The following is a 19830-nucleotide window of genomic DNA, read 5'->3' on the forward strand; positions in this document are numbered from 1 at the left end:
CGACGCCGGCTTGTCGCCGGCATTCACGGAGAACCTCATGATGATTGGCGATGGCATTGGCCATCCGGGCCAAGGGCCCGTTGCAGCCGTGGCGATCGAAGGCGAGCTGACGATCTACCGCGCCGCCGAGCTCAAACCGCTGCTGCTGGACGCGGTGCGCCTGCACGGCGCCCCCACGCTGGACCTGTCGGCCGTCACGGAATTCGACAGCGCCGGCCTGCAGTTGCTGCTGGTCGCGCGGCAGGAAGCGGCGCGGCTGGGCAAGCGACTGCAGGTGGCAGCTGCCAGCGCCGCCGTGCGCGACGTGTTCGCGCTGCTCGGCATGCCGTTCGAAGGAGTGCACGAATGAATATCGACCAGGTGATGATCACCTTCATCGCCGAGAGCCGCGAGCTGCTCGAGCAGATGGAGAACGCGCTGCTGGCCGTCGCCCACGATGGCCCCGAGGCCGTCAACGCGATCTTCCGCGCGGCCCACACGATCAAGGGTTCGGCCGGCATGTTCGGGCTGGACGCCGTCGTCGAGTTCACGCACGTGGCCGAGAGTGTGCTGGACAAGGTGCGCGATGGCGCGGTGCCCGTCAGCGACGAGCTGGTGACCTTGCTGCTGTCCTGCGCCGACCACATCGGCGCCCTCGTCGACGCGGTCGAGGCGGGCACGCTGGAAGGCGATACCGTGCTGCCGGCGGCCGGTGCGCCGCTGGTCGCCGCGCTGCAAGGCTATCTGGAAGGGGGCGTCTCCGTTGCCGCCAAGGCCGCGGTGCCGATGCCCGCCCATGCGGTGTCGGAAGCGGAGCAGTGGCACATCTCGCTGCGCTTCGGCGCGGACGTGCTGAGGAACGGCATGGACCCGCTGTCGTTCATCCGCTACCTGGGCCAGATGGGCCGCATCACCGGCATCGCCACGTTGACCGATGGTTTGCCCGGGGCCGACGAGTTCGACCCCGAGTCGTGCTATCTCGGCTTCGAGATCGGCTTCCACAGCAGCGCCGACAAGGCGGCCATCGACAGCGTGTTCGACTTCGTGCGCGACGATTGCCAGATCCGCATCCTGGCGCCGCACAGCAAGATCACTGAATACATCGCCTGGCTCGACGAGCTGCCTGAGCAGCGTGAGCGCCTGGGCGAGATGCTGGTGCGCTGCGGCAGCATCACTGCGCACGAACTGGAGCAGGCGCTGGCGGCGCAGTCGGCCGCCGGTGCGGCGGGTGGCGAGGTCGTGCCGATCGGGACGATCCTCGTCGACCAGGGCGCCGTGCGCGCGCCGGTCGTCGAGGCGGCCCTCGTCAAGCAGCGCCAGGCACCGGAAGCCAAGCCCCAGCAGGAAAACCGCTCGGTGCGCGTGGATGCGGACAAGCTCGATCGCCTGATCAATCTCGTCGGCGAATTGATCATCGCCGGCGCCGGCGCGAACCTGGTGGCGCGGCGCACGCAGATTCCCGAACTGCTTGAATGCACGTCGACGCTGTCCGACCTGGTCGAAGAGGTGCGCGACAGCGCGCTGCAGCTGCGCATGGTGAAGATCGGCGCCACGTTCAACCGCTTCGGCCGCGTGGTGCACGACGTGTCGCGCGAGCTGGGCAAGGACATCCGCCTGCAGGTCTCCGGCGAGGATGCGGAGCTGGACAAGACGGTCGTCGAGAAGATCGGCGACCCGCTGACGCACCTGGTGCGCAACGCGATGGACCACGGCATCGAGCCGGTGGACGTGCGCGCCGCGCGCGGCAAGCCGGCCCAGGGCACGGTGGCGCTGAACGCCTACCACGACTCGGGCAGCATCGTCATCGAAGTGTCCGACGACGGCGGCGGCCTGAAACGGGAACGCATCCTGGCCAAGGCCGTGGAACGGGGCCTGGTCGAACCTGGCCGCACACTGACGGACAAGGAAATCTTCGGCCTCATCTTCGAGCCGGGCTTCTCGACGGCGGAACAGGTGACGAACCTGTCCGGCCGCGGCGTGGGCATGGATGTCGTCAAGCGCAATATCGTCGCGCTGCGCGGCAGCGTGGAAATCGCCAGCACGGAAGGCGTCGGCACGACCGTCACGGTGCGCCTGCCGCTGACCCTGGCGATCATCAACGGCTTCCAGGTCGGCGTCGGCAAGTCCGTGTTCGTGATCCCGATGGACATGGTCGAGGAATGCATCGAGTTCCGCGAAGCCGATCATGCGCACGCGGACTATGTCGACCTGCGCGGCCAGCCGCTGCCGTTCGTGCGGCTGCGCGAACGCTTCGCGCTGCACGGCGCGGCGGCACGGCGGCAAAGCATCGTCGTCGTCCGCTACGGCAGCCGCAAGGCCGGCCTCGTCGTCGACACGCTGCTGGGCGAATTCCAGACCGTGATCAAACCGCTCGGCAAGGTGTTTTCCGGCGCGCGCTTCCTGTCCGGATCGTCGATCCTCGGCAACGGCGACGTGGCACTGATTCTCGACATGGCGGCGCTGCTGAATGGCGTCGAGGCCGACGGCCAGGCGGCGGCGTAACTGCCGGCTTGCTTCAACTCATTTACCAGGAGCGATTGTGCTTAAGAATTTAAAAATCGGCGTTCGGCTGGGCCTCGGCTTCGGCACGGTGCTGTTGCTGTTACTGGCGATCGCCATGCTGGCCATCACCCGCATGGCGGCGATGGATCACGTCACGGGAACCATCACGGATGACGCCTACCCGAAAGCCGCACTGGCCAAGGACCTGATACGCGATGCGGTGGATATCCCGCGCCAGATGCGCGGCATGCTGCTTGCCGAATCCGAGAGCGAGGTCGTGCGCTACCGCCGGCAGGTGGAAAGTGTGCGCGCCGAAGCGCGCCGCCGTATCGATGAGCTGGGCAAGCTGGTCGCCAGCGAGAGCGGCAAGAAGCTGTTGAAGGACATCACGGAGCGGCATGCGGCACTGGAGCCGCTGTACGAGAGGTTCTATGCGCTGGTGGGCACGGATCGCCAGCAGGCTGCCGCGTTCGTCAGCAAGGAAATGGTGCCGGCCAACCGCGCGCTGACGGTGGCGGTCGACGCCCTCGCCAAGCATCAGGCAGAGAAAATGGAGGCTTTGGCGGCCGACGCTGGCCACATCTATGAAGAAACCCGGCGTCTCGTGATCATGATGACCGCGGCAGCACTGTTGTTGGCGCTACTGGTGGCCGTGGCCGTCACGCTGTCCATCACCCGTCCGTTGCACGAGGCCGTCCTGGCGGCCGACCGCCTGGCGGCCGGCGACCTGGCCGTGCACATCGGCGCCACCTCGCGCGACGAGGCCGGCCAGTTGCTGGCGGCAATGAAGAACATGATCGGCAGGTTGGCGCAGGTGGTCAGCGACGTCAATGCCGGTGCGCAGTCGCTGGCGTCGGCATCGGAAGAAGTCAGCGCGACGGCGCAGTCGCTGTCGCAGGCCGCATCCGAACAGGCGGCGAGCGTCGAGGAAACCTCGGCGTCGCTGGAACAGATGACGGCATCGATCTCGCAGAACACGGAGAACGCCCGCGTCACCGACGGCATGGCTACCCAGGCCGCGCGGGAAGCGGCCGAAGGCGGCGAAGCGGTGAAGGCCACCGTGACGGCGATGAAGCAGATCGCCAAGCAGATCGGCATCATCGACGATATCGCGTATCAAACCAATCTGCTGGCGCTGAACGCGGCGATCGAGGCGGCACGCGCCGGTGAACACGGCAAGGGCTTCGCCGTCGTGGCGGCCGAGGTGCGCAAGCTGGCCGAGCGCAGCCAGGTGGCGGCGCAGGAGATCGGCGAAGTGGCGACCAACAGCGTGGAGCTGGCCGAACGTGCCGGCGGCTTGCTGGACCAGATGGTACCGAACATCCGCAAGACGTCCGACCTGGTGCAGGAAATCACGGCGGCTTCCGAAGAGCAGTCGGCCGGCGTGGGACAGATCAACGCGGCCGTGGGCCAGATGAGCCAGGGCACGCAGCAGAACGCGTCCAGCTCCGAAGAGCTGGCGGCGACGGCCGAAGAGATGAGCAGCCAGGCCGAGCAACTGCAGCAGGCGATGGCGTTCTTCCGCCTCGACGGCGCGCAGGCCATGCGCAAGCCGGCCGGGCGAAAGCCGTCCGGCCGTGCTTCGGCCGCGCCGCAGCGGCATGGCATCGCGCTGCAACATCCGGCCTTCGCGGCCGAGGACAACCTGGACGAAGCCAGCTTCACCCGTTTCAACTGATTTTCACATCAACGCGCGGCCCGCGGCCGCAAGGAGAATACCGTGTTCCGTAACTTGAAAGTAAGCGTCCGTCTCGCGATGGGCTTCGGCGTCGTCAGCCTGCTGCTGGCGATTGCCGTGATGATGGGCATTCGCGGCATCGCCAGCATCAGCGACAACGTCGATGAGCTGGTGACCGACAAATATCCGAAGGTCGTGATCAGCAACGACTTGATCAGCCGTGTCAGCACGATCGCGATCGCGATGCGTAACATCGTCATCTTCGACGATCCGGAGTTGGCGCGCCGCGAACTGGCGGCGATCGAGGAAGCGCGCGCGGCGTTGCGCGGCGACCTGGAGAAGCTCAAGCAAACGGTGCGTTCGCCCGGCGGCAAGGAGTCGCTGCGCGTCGTCATCGAGACCCGCGAACGTTACCGCGTGATCCAGGAGCGCTTCATCCAGTTGGTGGCGCAGGGCAAGCGCGAGGAAGCGCGCCAGCTGCTCGTCAACCAACTCGAGCAGAGCCAGATGGAATACATCCGCACGATCCAGAAGATGATCGAGCACCAGGATGATTCGATGGCCGATTCCGGCAAGGAAGCGGTCAATGAATACGTGGCCGCGCGCAGCCAGCTGATCCTGTTGGGCAGCATCGCCATCGCGATCGGTATCGCAATGGCGTTGTGGATTACGATGTCGATCACCCGCACGCTGGGCGGCGAGCCGGCCTACGCGGCCGACCTGCTGAAGCGCATCGCCGATGGCGACCTGTCCGGCGACGTGGTGACGCGCAAGGGCGACCAGTCCAGCATGCTGCATGCGGTTGGCCAGATGGTGGCCAAGCTGCGCCTCGTGGTGGCGGGCCAGCGCGCCGCTGTCGAAGCGGCCAACCAGGGCAAGTTCGACGTGCGGGTGGATACCACCGGCATGCAGGGCTTCCAGAAGGACCTGGGCGATGGCCTGAACCAGCTGATGACGACGACCGGCGCCAGCATCGACGACGTGGTGCGTGTGATGTCCGCGCTGGCCGACGGCGACCTGACCAAGCGCATCGACAAGGATTACCAGGGCGCGTTCGCCCAGCTGAAGGATTACTCGAACAGCACGATGGACAAGCTGGCGCAGGTCGTCGGCGACGTCAACGGCAGCGCGCAATCGCTGGCGTCGGCATCGGAAGAAGTCAGCGCGACGGCGCAGGCGCTGTCGCAGGCGGCCTCCGAGCAGGCTTCCAGCGTCGAGGAAACCTCGGCATCGCTGGAACAGATGACGGCATCGATCTCGCAGAACACCGAGAACGCGCGCGTCACCGACGGCATGGCGACGCAGGCCGCGCGGGAAGCGGCCGAAGGCGGCGAAGCGGTGAAGGCCACCGTGACGGCGATGAAGCAGATCGCCAAGCAGATCGGCATCATCGACGACATCGCCTATCAAACCAATCTGCTGGCGCTGAACGCGGCGATCGAGGCGGCGCGCGCCGGTGAACACGGCAAGGGCTTCGCTGTCGTGGCGGCCGAGGTGCGCAAGCTGGCCGAGCGCAGCCAGGTGGCGGCGCAGGAGATCGGCGAAGTAGCGACCAACAGCGTGGAACTGGCCGAACGCGCCGGCGGCCTGCTGGACCAGATGGTGCCGAACATCCGCAAGACGTCCGACCTGGTGCAGGAAATCACGGCGGCTTCCGAAGAGCAGTCGGCTGGTGTCGGCCAGATCAACGCGGCGGTGGGTCAGATGAGTCAGGGCACGCAGCAGAACGCATCCAGCTCCGAAGAGCTGGCGGCGACGGCCGAAGAGATGAGCAGCCAGGCCGAGCAACTACAGCAGGCGATGGGCTTCTTCAAGCTGGCCGGCACCAGCGCAGTGCGCGGCCGTTCGATGGCCGTCGCGCGCGGCGCGCAACGCGCACCGAAGCGCGGCAACCTGCGCCTGGCGGACAACTTCGCCCCTCAGGGCGAGCTGGACGAAGCGAACTTCACGAATTTCTGATGCGAGCGTGAGATGAAGCAAGCAAGCAAACAAGAGACTGCGACCGCCGAGTCGGCGCAATACCTGACCTTCATGCTGGGCGGCGAATCGTTCGGCATCGGCATCATGTCGGTGAAGGAAATCATCGAATTTAGCGGCATCACGGAAGTGCCGATGATGCCCGAATCGATCCGCGGCGTGATCAACCTGCGCGGCGCCGTCGTGCCGGTGATGGACCTGGCGGCGCGCTTCGGCCGGCCGATGGCGGTGCCGGGCAAGCGCACCTGCATCGTCATCGTCGAGCTGGAAGCCGAAGGCGAACGGCAGGTGACGGGTGTCGTCGTCGACGCGGTCAGCGCGGTGCTCGACATCGCCGCATCCGAGATCGAACCGGCACCGTCGTTCGGCACGCGCATCCGCGGCGACTTCATCGCCGGCATGGGCAAGTTGAACGGCAAGTTCGTCATCCTGCTGAACGTGCACCAGGTGCTGGCGCTGGACCTGTCCCACGTGGCCGAACTGGCCGCCGACCAGCTGCCGGCGTGATGGACGCTTGATGGATGCCATTGCGATCAACGCCGGCGAATTCGCGAACTTCCGGCGCTTCATCTTCGATATCGCGGGCATCACGATGTCCGATTCGAAGAAGGCGCTGGTCAGCGGCCGCCTGGCGAAGCGCCTGCAGCACCATGGCCTGGACAGCTACGACGAGTACTTCCGGCTGCTCACCGACGGCCGCCATGCGGACGAGGTGCAGCTGGCGGTCGACCTGCTGACGACGAACGAAACCTACTTCTTCCGCGAAGCGCGCCACTTCGACCTGCTGCGGCAGGAAGCGGCGGCGGCGCGGCCGTCGTTGCGGGCCGGGGCGCCGTTCCGCGTGTGGAGCGCGGCCTGCTCGTCCGGCGAGGAACCGTACAGCATCGCGATGGTGCTGGCCGATGTGCTGGGCAACGCGCCGTGGGAAGTGGTGGCGTCCGACATCAGCACGCGCGTGCTGCAGCGGGCCCGCATCGGCCACTACCCGATGGAACGGGCCAGCCACGTGCCGCCGGATTACCTGCGCCGCTTCTGCCTGAAGGGCATCGCCGAGCAGCAGGGCACGCTGCTGGTGGATCGGGCGGTGCGCCAGCGCGTGCAGTTCCGGCAAGTGAACCTGAATGCCGACCTGCCGGGCGACCTGGGCACGTACGACATGGTCTTCCTGCGCAACGTGATGATCTACTTTAACGGCGACACGAAGCGCCAGGTCGTCGCCCGTGTCGCCTCGCGCCTGAAGCCGGACGGCCACTTCCTGATCGGCCATTCGGAAAGCCTGCACGACATCAGCGACACGCTGCGCGCCATCGCGCCGTCCGTGTATCGCAAGCCGGGCTAGGGTATGCGCTATCGTAGCGCTCATGACTATGAATCCAATCAATGTGATGGTCGTCGACGATTCGGCGGTCGTGCGCAAGGTCGTCGGCGAAATGCTGGCCGCCGCGCCGGGCATCCAGCTGCTGCACGCGGTGGCCGACCCGCTGCTGGCGCTGGAGCGGATGAAGCGCCAGTGGCCGGATGTGATCGTGCTCGACGTCGAGATGCCGCGCATGGACGGCATCACGTTCCTGAAAAAGATCATGGCCGAGCGGCCGACGCCCGTCGTCATCTGCTCGACCCTGACGGAGAAGGGCGCCGAGACAACGATGGCGGCGATGGCCGCCGGCGCCGTCGCGGTGATCACGAAGCCGAAGCTGGGCCTGAAGGAATTTCTCAGCGAGAGCGCACAGGAACTGGTCGCGGCCGTGCGGGCCGCCGCCCAGGTCAACACGCGCCGGCTGACGGTGCGGCCGGCGTCTCAGCTTCCCTTGCAGCCGGTGGCGAAGCTCACGGCCGATGCGATCCTGCCGCCCGCGAGCGAGACGCGCGCGCTGCCGCAGACGACCGAGCGGGTCGTCGCGATCGGCACGTCGACGGGCGGCACCCTCGCCCTTGAGGAAGTGCTGACGGCGCTGCCGCGCGTCACGCCCGGCATCGTCATCGTGCAGCACATGCCGGAGAAGTTCACGGCGGCGTTCGCCGACCGGCTCAACAAGTTGTGCCAGGTCGAGGTACGCGAGGCGCGCCACAACGACCGCGTGCTGCCGGGCCGCGCGCTGATCGCACCGGGCGGCAAGCACATGCTGCTGCGGCGCGACGGCGCGCAATACTGTGTGGACGTGATCGACGGCCCGCTGGTGAACCGGCACCGGCCGTCCGTGGACGTGCTGTTCCGCTCCGTCGCCAAGCATGCGGGCGCGAATGCGCTGGGCATCATCATGACGGGCATGGGTGACGACGGTGCCGCCGGTCTTCTTGAAATGCGCAAGGCCGGTGCGCGCACCGTGGCGCAGGACGAGGAAAGCTGCGTCGTCTACGGCATGCCGAAGGAAGCCGTGAAGCGGGGCGGCGTCGAGAAAAGCGTGCCGCTCAAGGGGATCGATCGGGAGATCCTGGCTCAACTGACGATACGCTGAGTGGGCTGACCTGCGCATCGGCACCGTCGTAGTCGGACAGCCGCAATGGCGCCGCTGCCGCATCGAGCATGCGCGCCAGCGCGGCCAGCAGGCCGGCCGCCAGCCGCACGCCGGCCGCCAGCTCGGCCGCGTCGATGTCGGGCTTGTGCCATGTCTCCGGCGGGTCGCCGATCGATTGCCGGTCGATGTGGAACTGGGTGCGGTTGCGGATGCGGCGCAGGCGGTCCGACGTTTGTTCCAGTACTACCCACGTCGTCCCGCACGCGGCCAGCGCGCCTTCCGCTTCCTTGCGGTGGCAGCGCAGCACGTACCACAGCGAGTGGGCGTCCTTGTGGTCGTCGTAGACGCGGATCGCGCCGGACAGCGCGTCGTTGTACAGCGCCTGCCGGGCCAGTGCGAGGAAGGTCGTCGGGGGATGGTCGCCCAGCGCGGCGCACGCCGTGAGCTTCATGTGCGCGTTGTCCAGTTCCGCGAAGTTGCGCGCGATGACGGCCCGCACCTTCGCGCTGTCGGGCCGCATCGCGCCCTCAGTACTCGGCGGGGGCCGCGACGATGCGATTGCGGCCCTGCCGCTTGGCCGCGTACAGCGCCTGGTCGGCGGCGCCGATCAGCGCAGCCGGATCGGCCGGCTGGCCGGGCAGCAGCGTGGCCACGCCGATGCTCACCGTGATCTGCTTCACCGGTCCACCCGTGTGCTCGTGGGGGATCGCCAGGTCCAGCACGCGCGCATGCAGCGCCTGCGCCATGTGCAAGGCCTGGTGCTTGTCGTTGTCCGGCAGGATCACGGCGAATTCCTCGCCGCCGTAGCGGGCCAGCATGTCCACGGAGCGCTGCAGCAGCGCCTGCAGCGCGGACGACACCTGGATCAGGCACTGGTCGCCCTGCTGGTGGCCGTAGTGGTCGTTGTACGGCTTGAAGTAATCGATGTCGATCATCAGCAGCGACACGACGGTGCCGTTGCGCTTGGCGCGGCGCACTTCGCGGTCGATCGCCACGTCGAAGGCGCGGCGGTTGGCGACACCGGTCAGGCCGTCCGAGAACGTCTGCATGCGCAGCTTCTCGGTCTGTTCGCGCAGCAGCTTCTCGCGGCTGGCCGCCATGCTGACGTCGTTCAGCTGGATCAGGCAGTAGCGCGCATCGTCGCCGACCGCCAGCGGCGTGATCGCCACGGCCTGCTGCATCCGTTCGCCGCGGCCCAGCGCCGCCGGGTCCGAATACAGCGGGAACGGCGCGCGGTTCAGCGTGGGCGACAGCAGCGACGAGAAGTGATTGGTGAGGGCCTGGGTGACGGCCATCTCGACGCGGCCGCCGCGCAGCTCGGGCAGCAGCTCGAACAGGTCGGCGCCCAACGCCTTGTGGGCGTCGCAGCCCGAGTGGCGGCTCATCCATTTATTCCACAGCACGACGCGGCGCGCATCGTCGATGACGATCACGCCGAGGCTCACGGCTTCGAGTACGCTTTCCAGCAGGGGCAGGCGGGACGGGGACGACATCGCTTACAGCTGTCCCCCCTCGATGCCCGTCGTGCGCCGCAGGTAGCTGTCGATCTGCTCCTTCAGGTCGTGCAATGCGGTGATGTCGAGGATGAAGGCGACGTAGCCGTGGATCTGGTGCTTCTCGAGGATGAAGTCGATGTGCAGCATCATCACGACGGTATCCCCGCGGTTGCCGGTGGCGTTCAGGATCTCGTCGCTGCTGCCCACGTGGTAGACGGGCAGGGAGCCGTGCAGCTCCTGCTGGAAGATGTTGGCCAGCGTGCCGACGCAGGAATTCAGGATGATGTTGCCGATCTCGCTCATCGCTTCCTGTTCCATCTCGGACAGCTCGGCCAGCGGCACGGATTCGCCCACCATCAGGCGCACGATCTCGAGGCTTTTATCCTCGGGGAACATCAGCAGCGCCTCGGTCTGGAAGGCGCCCTCGTAATGCTGGCTGACGCCGCAGATCCGCTCGCCGCCGCTGCCGTGCTGGTTCTTGCGGTGCGCATCCTCGAGCAGCGACGCCGCTTCGCTGCGGGACAGGAAGGTGATCGACGGCACGGACATCGTGACTTCCTCGCCGACGATGCCGCTCATCGCGGCGGCGGCCTGGCCGACACCGATATTGAAGATCTCGACGAGCGCGTCGTGTTCCAGTTCGCTCAGCGCCACCATGTCAGCCCGCCAGCGGCGCCACCAGCCGGGCGATGCGCTCTTCGGTGATCGGCTTTTCCATGAAGCCCACGCCGATCTCGCCGGCGCGCGCGCGGGTCGCGTCCTGGACATTGGCGGTCAGCAGCGAGATGTGGGCATCCGGCAGCAGCTTGCGCAGCTGCTCGGCGCAGGCGAGGCCGCCCATGCCGGGCATGTTCACGTCCATCAGCACCAGCTGCGGCCGCGCCTCGGGGGCCTTGGCCAGCGCTTCCTCGCCGTTGGCCGCTTCCACGACGGTCCAGTCGGCGTGCAGCCCGAGGATGTACTGCCGGGCGACGAGGCGGGACACCCGGCTGTCGTCGACGATCATTACCGTCGGAACGGTCGAGGCGGCGGAAGAGGGGGAAGGAGAGGCGGTGGTCGGCGTCATGTTGCTGTCCTGCTGACTATTCGGATTGGCTATTTTCCCACAATCGCTGCCCGGCGCGCTGTTAAAATAGCGCCCCTCAGCCATATTCCTTCCAACCTCCTCACATCATGACTCAAGACGAACTGAAACAGGCAGTGGCGCGCGCCGCCATCGGCTACGTGGTCGACGGCGAAATCATCGGCGTCGGCACCGGCTCGACCGCCAACTTCTTCATCGACGAACTCGCCAGGATCAAGGACCGCATCAAAGGCACCGTGGCGTCGTCCGAAGCGACCGCGGCCCGCCTGCGCGGCCATGGCATCCCCGTGCTCGACCTGAACGACGTCGAGTCGATCGCCGTGTACATCGACGGCGCCGACGAGATCGACGGCCGCGGCGCGATGATCAAGGGCGGCGGCGCGGCGCTGACGCGCGAGAAGATCGTGGCCTCCGTGTCGCAACGGTTCGTCTGCATCGCCGACGGTTCGAAGCTCGTCGAGACGCTCGGCAAGTTCCCGCTGCCGGTCGAAGTGATCCCGATGGCCCGCAATGCCGTGTTCCGCGCGCTGGTCGCGCTGGGCGGCCAGCCGAAGGTGCGCGTCAAGCCGGGTACAGACGAGCCTTTCGTCACCGACAACGGCGGCCACCTGCTCGACGTGGCAGGCCTGTCGATCACCGATCCGGTGGCGCTGGAAGCGCGGATCAACCAGATCGTCGGCGTGATTTCCGTCGGCCTGTTCGCCGCGCGCGGTGCCGACGTGTGCCTGCTGGGCACCGCCGAAGGCGTGAAGACGCTGACGTACTGATGGGTCAGACCCGCCGGGTCTGACCCAAGACTCTGTATCTTGGGGTGAAAAAAATGGCGCCGCGGCGCCATTTTTTTTGTTAGACCCAAAAAGCAACTGCTGGGGTCAGACCCAGCGGGTCCGACCCTATGCCGGTGGCGGCACGTAGCCCGCGGCCTGGTCGGCGCCTTCGCCGAAGAAGTGCTTCTCCATCTGCGCCGCGAGGTACTTACGGGCGCGCACGTCCGCCAGGTTCAGGCGGTTTTCGTTGACGAGCATCGTCTGGTGCTTGAGCCACTGGTTCCACGCTTCCTTCGATACGGATTCGTAGATCTTCTTGCCCAGTTCACCCGGATAGGGCGGGAAGTCCAGGCCTTCGGCTTCCTTGTTCAGTTTGATGCAATGGACGGTACGGGCCATCGTGGGTGCTCCTCAGTATGCGAATGCGTCAAAACAGCGATTATATAGGCGCCGCGAAAAACAGGTCCGGTTACAGGGTCTTCACCAGCACCTGCGACTTGCGCTGCCAGTTGTACATGCGCTGGCGGTCCTTCGGCAGCGCATCGACGGTGGCCGGCACGAAGCCGCGCTTGATGAACCAGTGTGCCGTGCGGGTCGTCAGCACGAACAGCTTCGTGATGCCGGACGCGCGGGCGCGGTTTTCCATGTGCTTCAGGATCCGCTCGCCGTCGCCCTGTGCCTGCACTTCCGGGTTGACGGTCAGGCATGCCATTTCGGCCATTTTCTCTTCCGGGAACGGGTACAGCGCGGCGCAGCCGAAGATCACGCCGTCGTGCTCGATGACGGAGAAATAATTGATTTCCCGTTCGATCAGCTCGCGGCCCCGCTTGACGAGCGTGCCGTCCGCTTCCAGCGGTTCAATGAGCTTGATAATCCCGCCGACGTCCTCAATTGTGGCGGGACGCAGGCTTTCCAGGTTCTCGTGGCTGATCATCGTGCCCACGCCATCGTGCGTGAACAGTTCCAGCATCGCCGAGCCGTCCATCGCGAACGGCACGATGTGCGAGCGCTCCACGCCGCTGTTGCAGGCCTTGACGCAGTGCCGCAGGTAGAACGCCGCTTCCTGCGACAGGAAGTTCGCCTGCAGCACGGCTTCTGCCTGGTGCGACGACAGTTCGCGGATCTCGGCGCCGCCCTGGTCGTGCATCATCTCCGTCTCGGTGATGAAGATCAGCTTGTCGGCATGCAGCGCGATCGCGGCCGACACGGCCACGTCTTCCATCGTCAGGTTGAACGCTTCGCCGGTGGGCGAGAAGCCCAGCGGCGACAGCAGGATCAAGCCGCCAGCGCCGAGGATCGAATGGATCGTCTCGGCATCGACCTTCCGGGTGATGCCGGTCAGTTCCAGGTCGACGCCGTCGATGACGCCCAGCGGCCGCGCGGTGACGAAGTTGCCGGAGATGATGCGGATCGCGGCATTCGACATCGGCGTGTTGGGCAAGCCCTGGCTGAACGCGGCCTCGATGTCCAGGCGCAGTTCGCCGGCGGCCTCCTTGGCGCATTCCATCGCCGCGGGGTCCGTGATCCGGATGCCGTTGTGGAAGCGGCCAGCGACGTTACGCAGCGCGAGCTGTTCGGCGACCTGCGGGCGCGAGCCGTACACGACGACGATCTTGATCCCGAGCGCGTGCAGCAGCGACAGGTCGTGCGCCAGCACCGGCAGGGCACCGGCGGCCACCAGTTCACCGGGGAACGCGATCACGAAGGTCTTGCCGCGGAAGGCGTGGATATAGGGCGCGACGGAGCGCAGCCAGTGGACGAATTCGACAGGGTTTTCCATGCGCCGCATTATAATTCGCTGCGCGGTGTTCGCCGCAAAAGGATGTAAAAAACAATGTCTGAAGCCATCAAGCAGTCGCCAACTCCCTCGAAAACCCCGCAACGTGCGCCGCAACGTTCACCAGAACGGCGCGAACGCCTCACGCCGGAACAGATCGCCGCGCGCGATGCCGAACGCCTGTTCCGCAACCCGCTGCCGCCCATCACGTTCCCGGAAGAGCTGCCCGTCTCAGGCCGGCGGCGCGAGATCGCCGAGGCATTGTCGAAGCACCAGGTCGTCATCGTGTCCGGCGAAACGGGATCGGGCAAGACGACCCAGCTGCCGAAGATCTGCCTGGAGCTGGGCCGCGGCCAGAAGGGCTTGATCGGCCATACGCAGCCGCGCCGGATCGCCGCGTCGTCCACCGCCAAGCGGATCGCCCAGGAACTGGGGTCGCCGCTGGGTGAGCACGTGGGCTACAAGGTGCGCTTCAACGACACGCTGCACAAGGGCGCGTCCGTCAAGCTGATGACGGACGGTATCCTGCTGGCCGAGACGCAGACGGACCCGCTGCTCAAGGGCTACGACACGATCATCATCGACGAGGCGCACGAGCGCAGCCTGAACATCGACTTCCTGCTGGGCTACCTGAAACAGATCCTGCCGCGCCGGCCGGACCTGAAGGTGATCATCACGTCCGCGACGATCGATGCGGAGCGCTTCGCGCGCCACTTCACGCAGGACGGCAAGCCGCCGGTGCCGGTGATCGAGGTGTCCGGCCGCCTGTATGCGGTGGAGGTGCGCTATCGCCCGGTCGAACGCGAGCCGATCACGCTGCCGGAGGGCGCGAACGCCGCCAAGCCGCAGTTGCGGACGGCGGCGGCGCAGCGCGAGAAGCGCGACCTGATGGATGCGATCGTCGACGGCGTCGACGAGGTGTGCCGCCTGGGTTCCGGCGACGTGCTGGTGTTCCTGCCCGGCGAGCGCGAAATCCGCGACGCGGCCGAGGCGCTGCGCAAGCACCATCCACCGCACGTGGAGATCCTGCCGCTGTTCGCCCGCCTGTCCGTCGAGGAGCAGGACCGCGTGTTCCGCACGACGAACGCGCGCCGCATCGTGCTGGCGACGAACGTGGCCGAGACGTCGCTGACGGTGCCCGGCATTCGCTACGTGGTGGATGCGGGCCTGGCGCGCGTGAAGCGCTACAGCTACCGCAACAAGGTCGAGCAGCTGCAGATCGAGCCGGTGGCGCAATCGGCAGCGAACCAGCGCGCCGGCCGTTGCGGCCGGGTGGCGGACGGCGTCTGCATCCGCCTTTACGACGAGGACGACTTCAACAAGCGCCCCAAGTTCACGGATCCGGAGATCCTGCGCTCGTCGCTTGCTTCCGTCATCCTGCGCATGAAGTCCCTGCACCTGACGGACGTGGAGTCGTTCCCGTTCATCGAGCCGCCGCTGGCGCGCGCGATCGCGGACGGCTACCAGCTGCTGCAGGAGCTGGGCGCCGTCGACGACGACAACAAGTTGACGAACCTGGGCCGCAAGCTGGCCAAGCTGCCGCTCGATCCGCGCGTGGGCCGGATGATCCTGGCCGCGCAGGAGCACACCTGCCTGACCGAGGTGCTGATCGTGGCGGCGGCGCTGTCCGTGCAGGACCCGCGCGACCGGCCCATCGAGCACCAGCAGGCGGCCGACCAGGCGCATCAGAAGTTCGCCGACGAGAAGTCCGAATTCCTCTCGTATATCAGGATCTGGCGCTGGTTCAGCGAAGCCATCGAGCACAAGAAAACCAACCGGCAATTGCAGGACAACTGCCGCGCGAACTTCCTGTCGCAGCTGCGCCTGCGCGAGTGGCGCGACGTGCACTCGCAGCTCCTCACGCTGGTGAAGGAGCAGGGCTGGCGCATGAACGAGACGCCGGCCACGTACGAGCAGTTGCATATGGCGCTGCTGACGGGCCTCCTCGGCAATATCGGCTTCAAGATGGAAGACGATCCCGGCTACCTGGGCGCGCGCGGCATCAAGTTCCACATCTGGCCCGGCTCGTCGCTGGGCAAGAAGGCGGGCAAGTGGATCATGGCGGCCGAGCTGGTCGAAACGACGCGGCTGTATGCGCGCACGATCGCGAAGATCGAGCCGGAGTGGATCGAGAAGATCGGCGCGCACCTGTTGAGGAAATCGTGGGGCGAGCCGCGCTGGGAAAAACGCCAGGCGCAGGTGACGGCGGCCGAGAAGGCCACGCTGTACGGGCTGACCGTGTACAGCCAGCGCCGCATCAACTACGCCCAGCACAACCCGCAAGAGGCACGCGAGATCTTCATCCGCGATGCGCTGGTGGGCGGCGACTACGATACGCGTGCGCCGTTCTTCGCGCACAACCACCGCCTCGTGAAGGAGATCGAGAACCTCGAGCACAAGGCGCGCCGGCAGGACGTGCTGGTGGACGACCAGCTGATCGAGGCGTTCTACGACAAGCTGATTCCCCACGACGTCGTCAACGGCGCCGGCTTCGAGGCGTGGCACAAGAAGGCCACGCAGGCGGAACCGAAGCTGCTGTACCTCGTCAAGGAAGACCTGATGCGGCACGAGGCCGCAGGCGTGACGACGGAGCTGTTCCCGAAGAAGATGCTGGCGGCCGGCGTGGAGATGGCGCTGACGTATCACTTCGAGCCAGGCAGCGTGCGCGACGGCGTGACGTTGCACGTGCCGTTGTTCGCGCTGAACCAGCTCGCGCGCGAGCGCTGCGAATGGCTGGTGCCGGGCATGCTGAAGGAGAAGGTGCACCTGCTGCTGAAATCCCTGCCGCAGAAGCTGCGCCGCCACATGGTGCCGCTGCCGGAATATGCGCAGAAGTTCTGCGACCGCATCAACGCGAAGCAGGCGTTCGGCCGCGGCGACCTGATCGACGCGATCATCGCGGACATTCGCGAGCAGGTGACGATCACGGTATTGACGACCGACTTCAAGCCCGAGCAGCTGCCGGCCCACCACTTCATGAACTTCAAGGTGATCGACGAGCACGGGCGCCAGCTGGACATGGGCCGCAATCTCGCCACGTTGCAGGCGGAGTATGGCGCGCAGGCGCGGCAGAGCTTCCAGAAGATGGCGGAGAATGCGCCGCCGGCGTCCGCCGCATCGCTCGCGCAATTGGGCGGTGCCAAGCCGAGGCAGGGCGCGACGCACGGTGCGATCCATGGCGGCATCGCGGCCGAGGTGAAGGCGGGCGGCAAGCCGGGGACGGCACCGCCGCCGTCGCCCGTCGCCCCGGCGCCGCAGTCGGCCCACACGAACATCCGCGAATGGAGTTTCGGCGAGCTGCCGGAGCTGCTCGAGATCGTGCAGGGCAAGCTGACCTTGATCGGCTTCCCCGCGCTGGTCGACAAGGGCACGCACTGCGACCTGGAAGTGTTCGACGATCCGAACGTGGCGGCGCGCACGCACCGCATCGGCCTGCGCCGGTTGTTCGCGCTGCAGATGAAGGACCAGATCAAGTTCGTCGAGAAGAGCATCCCGAATTTGCAGCAGATGGGCATGCAGTTCATGAGCATGGGCACGCAGGAGGAGTTGCGCGACCAGATCATCGCCAAGGCGATCGACATCGCCTGCCTGCAGGACCCGCTGCCGCTCGATGCGGCGGCGTTCAACAAGCGCAAGGACGAAGGCAAGTCGCGCCTGGTGCTGCTGGTGAACGAGATCGCGCGGCTCGTGTCGCAGGTGCTGACGGAATTCCACGGTTTGCCGAAGCGGCTGCAGGGCATCAACCCGCAGGCCGCGGCCGACATGCAGGAACAGTTGAAGGGCCTCGTGCACAAGCGCTTCCTGCTCGATACGGAGTTCGCCCAGCTGGCGCATTTCCCGCGCTACCTGAAGGCGATGAACGTGCGGCTGGAGAAGCTGCGTGCCGACCCGGCACGCGACGCCAAGTCGATGGCCGACTGGCACCAGGCCGCGCAGCCTTACCTGCGCGTGATGCGCGACAAATCGGCGGGCAAGAACACCGACCCGAAGCTGGTGGAATACCGCTGGCTGCTGGAGGAGTTGCGCGTGTCGCTGTTCGCGCAAGAGCTGCGCACGCCGATGCCGGTGTCGGTCAAGCGCCTCTTCAAAGTATGGGAATCGATGCAGAGATAGGGGTACGTGGGCCGGATCTCTGGCTTGCACCCCCAATGCAGAACCTGGGGTCAGACCCGGCGGGTCTGACCCCAGCATTTGCTGTTGGTTCTAATACCGCGTCTGACTAAACGCGATCAGTACTTCTTGTTCGGATCGATGCTGCTGCTCTGGTTCGACAGCCCGCCCGCCTGGTTGATGTTCTTGTCGGTCAGGTCGGAGTCGCCGCGGTCCAGGTCCAGGCTGCTGCTGCCGAGGCCGGAGCTGCTGCCGAGGCTGCCGCTCTGGCTGGACAGGCCGCTGCTGCCGCCCATGCTGCTGCCGGTGCTGGAGCTGCCGGACAGGCCGGACTGGCTCTGGCCGTAGCTGCTGCCGCTTTGCATCGTGCTGGTGCCGCTGCCCATCACGCTGCCGGTCGACGTCATCTGGCCGGGCTGCGCCTGCTGGGTGCCGTAGAAGCCGTGGATCTGCTGGCCGAATTCGGCGCTGGCCATGTCGGGCCAGCGGTCCTTGTCGAAGCCGGGGGCGTTTTCCAGGCGTTCCTTCTGCACGTCCAGGATGAAGCGCTTGTTGACCGTATCCAGTTGCAGGGCTTGCCACGGCACGGCGAACAGCTTGTCGCCCATGCCCAGGATGCCGCCGAACGACAGCACCGCATAGGCGATCTGGCCGCTCTGCATGTCGATCATGATTTCCTTGATGTCGCCCAGGTCTTCTTCCTGGCGGTTGTACACGTCCTCGCCCATCAGGGTGTCGGCGCCCATCAGGCGCGGGCCAGGGCCGGCGTTGTCGCGGTCACGGTAAATGCCAAACGGGTCTCGATCGAGATAGCTCATGTTGGTCTCCTGTGATTCCAGATTCGTGGAAAAGCCACCGTGCGTAGCCCGGCGGCGTGCATGCCAGAATAGCGCAAGCGGATTTTTCGCGTCCTTACTTCAATTCAACAGTGTGGGCCCGCGCCGCACGATGGAGAAAGCATGGTCAAGCGAAGTGCCAATCTCAGGTTGCTGCGATCGTTGATGAAAGCGGGTGCGGCTCAGCAGCGCGCAGCGACGAAGATGGTGACGGGCATGCTGGCCGCACCGAAGCCGCGGCGCGCCGCTCGGCAGGCAGCGGCGCCGCGCGTGCGCACGCCGGCCGCCGCACCCGTCGCGCCGGGGCGCTGGCTGGCCGGCCAGCATGGGCCGATGAGTTACTGGCTGTACCTGCCGCATGCGGTGCCCGCGGATGCGCCGGATGGCCTGCCGCTGGTGCTGATGCTGCACGGCTGCCAGCAGACGGCCACGCAGTTCGCGCAGGGAACGCGGATGAATGCGATGGCGGAGAAGAAGGGCTACGCGGTGCTGTACCCGCAGCAGAGCGTCGCCGTGCATGCGCAGCGGTGCTGGCGCTGGTTCGACCGGGCCACGCAGCTGGGCGGTGGCGACGTGCAACCCGTGTCCGCGGTCCTTGCCACGGTGCTGGGCCAGTATCCGATCGACCGGCGCCGCATCTACGTGTGCGGCATCTCGGCCGGTGCCGGCATGGCGAACATCATGGCGCTGAACTTCCCCGACCTGTTCGCGGCGGTCGGGCTGCATTCGGGACCCGTGTACGGTGCGGGCCACGGCGCCGTCGGCGCGCTGGGCGTGATGCGGCATGGCGGCGGGGCGCGCACCGAGACGGCGATCCGTGAAGTGCTGGCGCGGCGCGCGGCCTTTCCGCCGCTGCCGACGATCCTGATCCAGGGCGAGGCCGATACGGTCGTCAGCGCGATCAACCAGCAGCAGCTCGTGCGGCAGAGCTTGTTGCTGAACGGCGTGCCGTCCGACGCGCCGGTGAAGGTGACGCGGCGCGGCACCCGCAGCGGCCACGAAATCCGCGATTACCTCGTTGGCCGCCAGGTCGTGCTGCGGGTCGTGCGGGTCGATGCGCTTGCACACGCGTGGAGCGGCGGCGACCCGAAGATCGCGTTCCACGCCAAGGGGCCGGACGCGAGCCGCATGATGCTCGAGTTTTTCAGCAAGCACCGGCGCTGAGCGG

Annotated in this window: 17 protein-coding genes; 10 read left to right on the forward strand and 7 right to left on the reverse strand. The window is 66.6% G+C overall.

Going from position 1 to position 19830, the window contains the following annotated elements:
* Positions 1–37: 37 nt before the first annotated feature.
* The 7 genes from IP92_RS12855 to IP92_RS12885 are packed head-to-tail and all read left to right on the forward strand — an operon-like array spanning position 38 to position 8592.
* On the forward strand, positions 38–349 hold the full coding sequence (locus tag IP92_RS12855; protein WP_229418746.1) for an STAS domain-containing protein: 312 nt from the start codon (positions 38–40) through the stop codon (positions 347–349).
* Positions 346–2481 (forward strand): chemotaxis protein CheA, encoded by a 2136-nt coding sequence (locus tag IP92_RS12860; RefSeq protein ID WP_145875381.1) that lies wholly within the window; start codon positions 346–348, stop codon positions 2479–2481. The genes IP92_RS12855 and IP92_RS12860 overlap by 4 nt, the downstream gene beginning before the upstream one ends.
* A gap of 37 nt (positions 2482–2518) precedes the next feature.
* On the forward strand, positions 2519–4159 hold the full coding sequence (locus tag IP92_RS12865) for a methyl-accepting chemotaxis protein (protein ID WP_199271925.1): 1641 nt from the start codon (positions 2519–2521) through the stop codon (positions 4157–4159).
* Positions 4160–4201: 42 nt separating this feature from the next.
* Positions 4202–6118 (forward strand): methyl-accepting chemotaxis protein, encoded by a 1917-nt coding sequence (locus IP92_RS12870; protein WP_145875386.1) that lies wholly within the window; start codon positions 4202–4204, stop codon positions 6116–6118.
* 12 nt (positions 6119–6130) lie between these two features.
* Entirely contained in the window at positions 6131–6643 is a 513-nt protein-coding gene (locus IP92_RS12875; protein ID WP_145875389.1) for a chemotaxis protein CheW, read from the forward strand.
* Between the two features lie 10 nt (positions 6644–6653).
* Positions 6654–7475, forward strand: a complete 822-nt coding sequence (locus IP92_RS12880) for a CheR family methyltransferase (RefSeq protein ID WP_145875390.1) — start codon at positions 6654–6656, stop codon at positions 7473–7475.
* 28 nt (positions 7476–7503) lie between these two features.
* A complete protein-coding gene (locus tag IP92_RS12885; RefSeq protein ID WP_145875911.1) occupies positions 7504–8592 on the forward strand; it encodes a protein-glutamate methylesterase/protein-glutamine glutaminase in 1089 nt (362 codons plus the stop codon).
* Here IP92_RS12885 and IP92_RS12890 read toward each other — a convergent pair.
* Genes IP92_RS12890 through IP92_RS12905 form a run of 4 tightly spaced genes read right to left on the reverse strand, consistent with a single transcriptional unit; the run spans position 8546 to position 11154 of the window.
* Complete coding sequence (locus tag IP92_RS12890) at positions 8546–9112, reverse strand: hypothetical protein (protein WP_145875392.1); 567 nt, start codon at positions 9110–9112, stop codon at positions 8546–8548. The genes IP92_RS12885 and IP92_RS12890 overlap by 47 nt on opposite strands.
* A 7-nt stretch (positions 9113–9119) precedes the next feature.
* The gene (locus IP92_RS12895; RefSeq protein WP_145875394.1) at positions 9120–10085 is read right to left on the reverse strand and encodes a sensor domain-containing diguanylate cyclase; all 966 of its coding nucleotides are present in this window, start codon (positions 10083–10085) and stop codon (positions 9120–9122) included.
* Positions 10086–10088: 3 nt separating this feature from the next.
* Positions 10089–10745, reverse strand: coding sequence for a chemotaxis protein CheC (locus IP92_RS12900; RefSeq protein ID WP_145875397.1), 657 nt, complete (start codon positions 10743–10745; stop codon positions 10089–10091).
* 1 nt (position 10746) lies between these two features.
* Positions 10747–11154 carry a response regulator gene (locus IP92_RS12905; protein WP_229418747.1) on the reverse strand — a complete coding sequence of 136 codons (408 nt, stop codon included), beginning with the start codon at positions 11152–11154 and terminating at the stop codon, positions 10747–10749.
* Positions 11155–11261: 107 nt separating this feature from the next.
* On the opposite strand from IP92_RS12905, the gene rpiA reads away from it, so the two are divergent.
* Positions 11262–11939, forward strand: coding sequence for a ribose-5-phosphate isomerase RpiA (gene rpiA, locus IP92_RS12910; protein ID WP_145875400.1), 678 nt, complete (start codon positions 11262–11264; stop codon positions 11937–11939).
* Positions 11940–12065: 126 nt separating this feature from the next.
* On the opposite strand, the gene IP92_RS12915 is transcribed toward rpiA, so the two are convergent.
* Positions 12066–12338 (reverse strand): oxidative damage protection protein, encoded by a 273-nt coding sequence (locus IP92_RS12915; protein ID WP_145875403.1) that lies wholly within the window; start codon positions 12336–12338, stop codon positions 12066–12068.
* 70 nt (positions 12339–12408) lie between these two features.
* Positions 12409–13719 (reverse strand): amino-acid N-acetyltransferase, encoded by a 1311-nt coding sequence (gene argA, locus IP92_RS12920; RefSeq protein ID WP_145875406.1) that lies wholly within the window; start codon positions 13717–13719, stop codon positions 12409–12411.
* Between the two features lie 54 nt (positions 13720–13773).
* Between argA and hrpA the strand changes: the two genes are divergently transcribed.
* Complete coding sequence (hrpA, locus tag IP92_RS12925; protein WP_145875408.1) at positions 13774–17829, forward strand: ATP-dependent RNA helicase HrpA; 4056 nt, start codon at positions 13774–13776, stop codon at positions 17827–17829.
* Between the two features lie 116 nt (positions 17830–17945).
* Here hrpA and IP92_RS12930 read toward each other — a convergent pair whose 3' ends face one another.
* Positions 17946–18644: a PRC-barrel domain-containing protein gene (locus tag IP92_RS12930; RefSeq protein WP_145875410.1), complete on the reverse strand. Its 699-nt coding sequence runs from the start codon at positions 18642–18644 to the stop codon at positions 17946–17948.
* A 183-nt stretch (positions 18645–18827) separates the two neighbouring features.
* On the opposite strand from IP92_RS12930, the gene IP92_RS12935 reads away from it, so the two are divergent.
* Positions 18828–19826, forward strand: a complete 999-nt coding sequence (locus IP92_RS12935) for an extracellular catalytic domain type 1 short-chain-length polyhydroxyalkanoate depolymerase (RefSeq protein ID WP_229418748.1) — start codon at positions 18828–18830, stop codon at positions 19824–19826.
* Positions 19827–19830 lie beyond the last annotated feature (4 nt).

The organism is Pseudoduganella flava (assembly GCF_007830495.1).
GTDB lineage: Bacteria > Pseudomonadota > Gammaproteobacteria > Burkholderiales > Burkholderiaceae_D > Rugamonas > Rugamonas flava.

Excerpts from the sequence above, each read along its gene's own strand:
- IP92_RS12855 (WP_229418746.1), top strand. The coding sequence starts at position 38 with ATGATGATTGGCGATGGCATTGGCCATCCGGGCCAAGGGCCCGTTGCA.
- IP92_RS12860 (WP_145875381.1), top strand. The coding sequence starts at position 346 with ATGAATATCGACCAGGTGATGATCACCTTCATCGCCGAGAGCCGCGAG.
- IP92_RS12875 (WP_145875389.1), top strand. The coding sequence starts at position 6,131 with ATGAAGCAAGCAAGCAAACAAGAGACTGCGACCGCCGAGTCGGCGCAA.
- IP92_RS12880 (WP_145875390.1), top strand. The coding sequence starts at position 6,654 with ATGGATGCCATTGCGATCAACGCCGGCGAATTCGCGAACTTCCGGCGC.
- IP92_RS12885 (WP_145875911.1), top strand. The coding sequence starts at position 7,504 with ATGAATCCAATCAATGTGATGGTCGTCGACGATTCGGCGGTCGTGCGC.
- IP92_RS12890 (WP_145875392.1), bottom strand. The coding sequence starts at position 9,112 with ATGCGGCCCGACAGCGCGAAGGTGCGGGCCGTCATCGCGCGCAACTTC.
- IP92_RS12895 (WP_145875394.1), bottom strand. The coding sequence starts at position 10,085 with ATGTCGTCCCCGTCCCGCCTGCCCCTGCTGGAAAGCGTACTCGAAGCC.
- IP92_RS12900 (WP_145875397.1), bottom strand. The coding sequence starts at position 10,745 with ATGGTGGCGCTGAGCGAACTGGAACACGACGCGCTCGTCGAGATCTTC.
- IP92_RS12905 (WP_229418747.1), bottom strand. The coding sequence starts at position 11,154 with ATGACGCCGACCACCGCCTCTCCTTCCCCCTCTTCCGCCGCCTCGACC.
- rpiA (WP_145875400.1), top strand. The coding sequence starts at position 11,262 with ATGACTCAAGACGAACTGAAACAGGCAGTGGCGCGCGCCGCCATCGGC.
- IP92_RS12915 (WP_145875403.1), bottom strand. The coding sequence starts at position 12,338 with ATGGCCCGTACCGTCCATTGCATCAAACTGAACAAGGAAGCCGAAGGC.
- argA (WP_145875406.1), bottom strand. The coding sequence starts at position 13,719 with ATGGAAAACCCTGTCGAATTCGTCCACTGGCTGCGCTCCGTCGCGCCC.
- hrpA (WP_145875408.1), top strand. The coding sequence starts at position 13,774 with ATGTCTGAAGCCATCAAGCAGTCGCCAACTCCCTCGAAAACCCCGCAA.
- IP92_RS12930 (WP_145875410.1), bottom strand. The coding sequence starts at position 18,644 with ATGAGCTATCTCGATCGAGACCCGTTTGGCATTTACCGTGACCGCGAC.
- IP92_RS12935 (WP_229418748.1), top strand. The coding sequence starts at position 18,828 with ATGAAAGCGGGTGCGGCTCAGCAGCGCGCAGCGACGAAGATGGTGACG.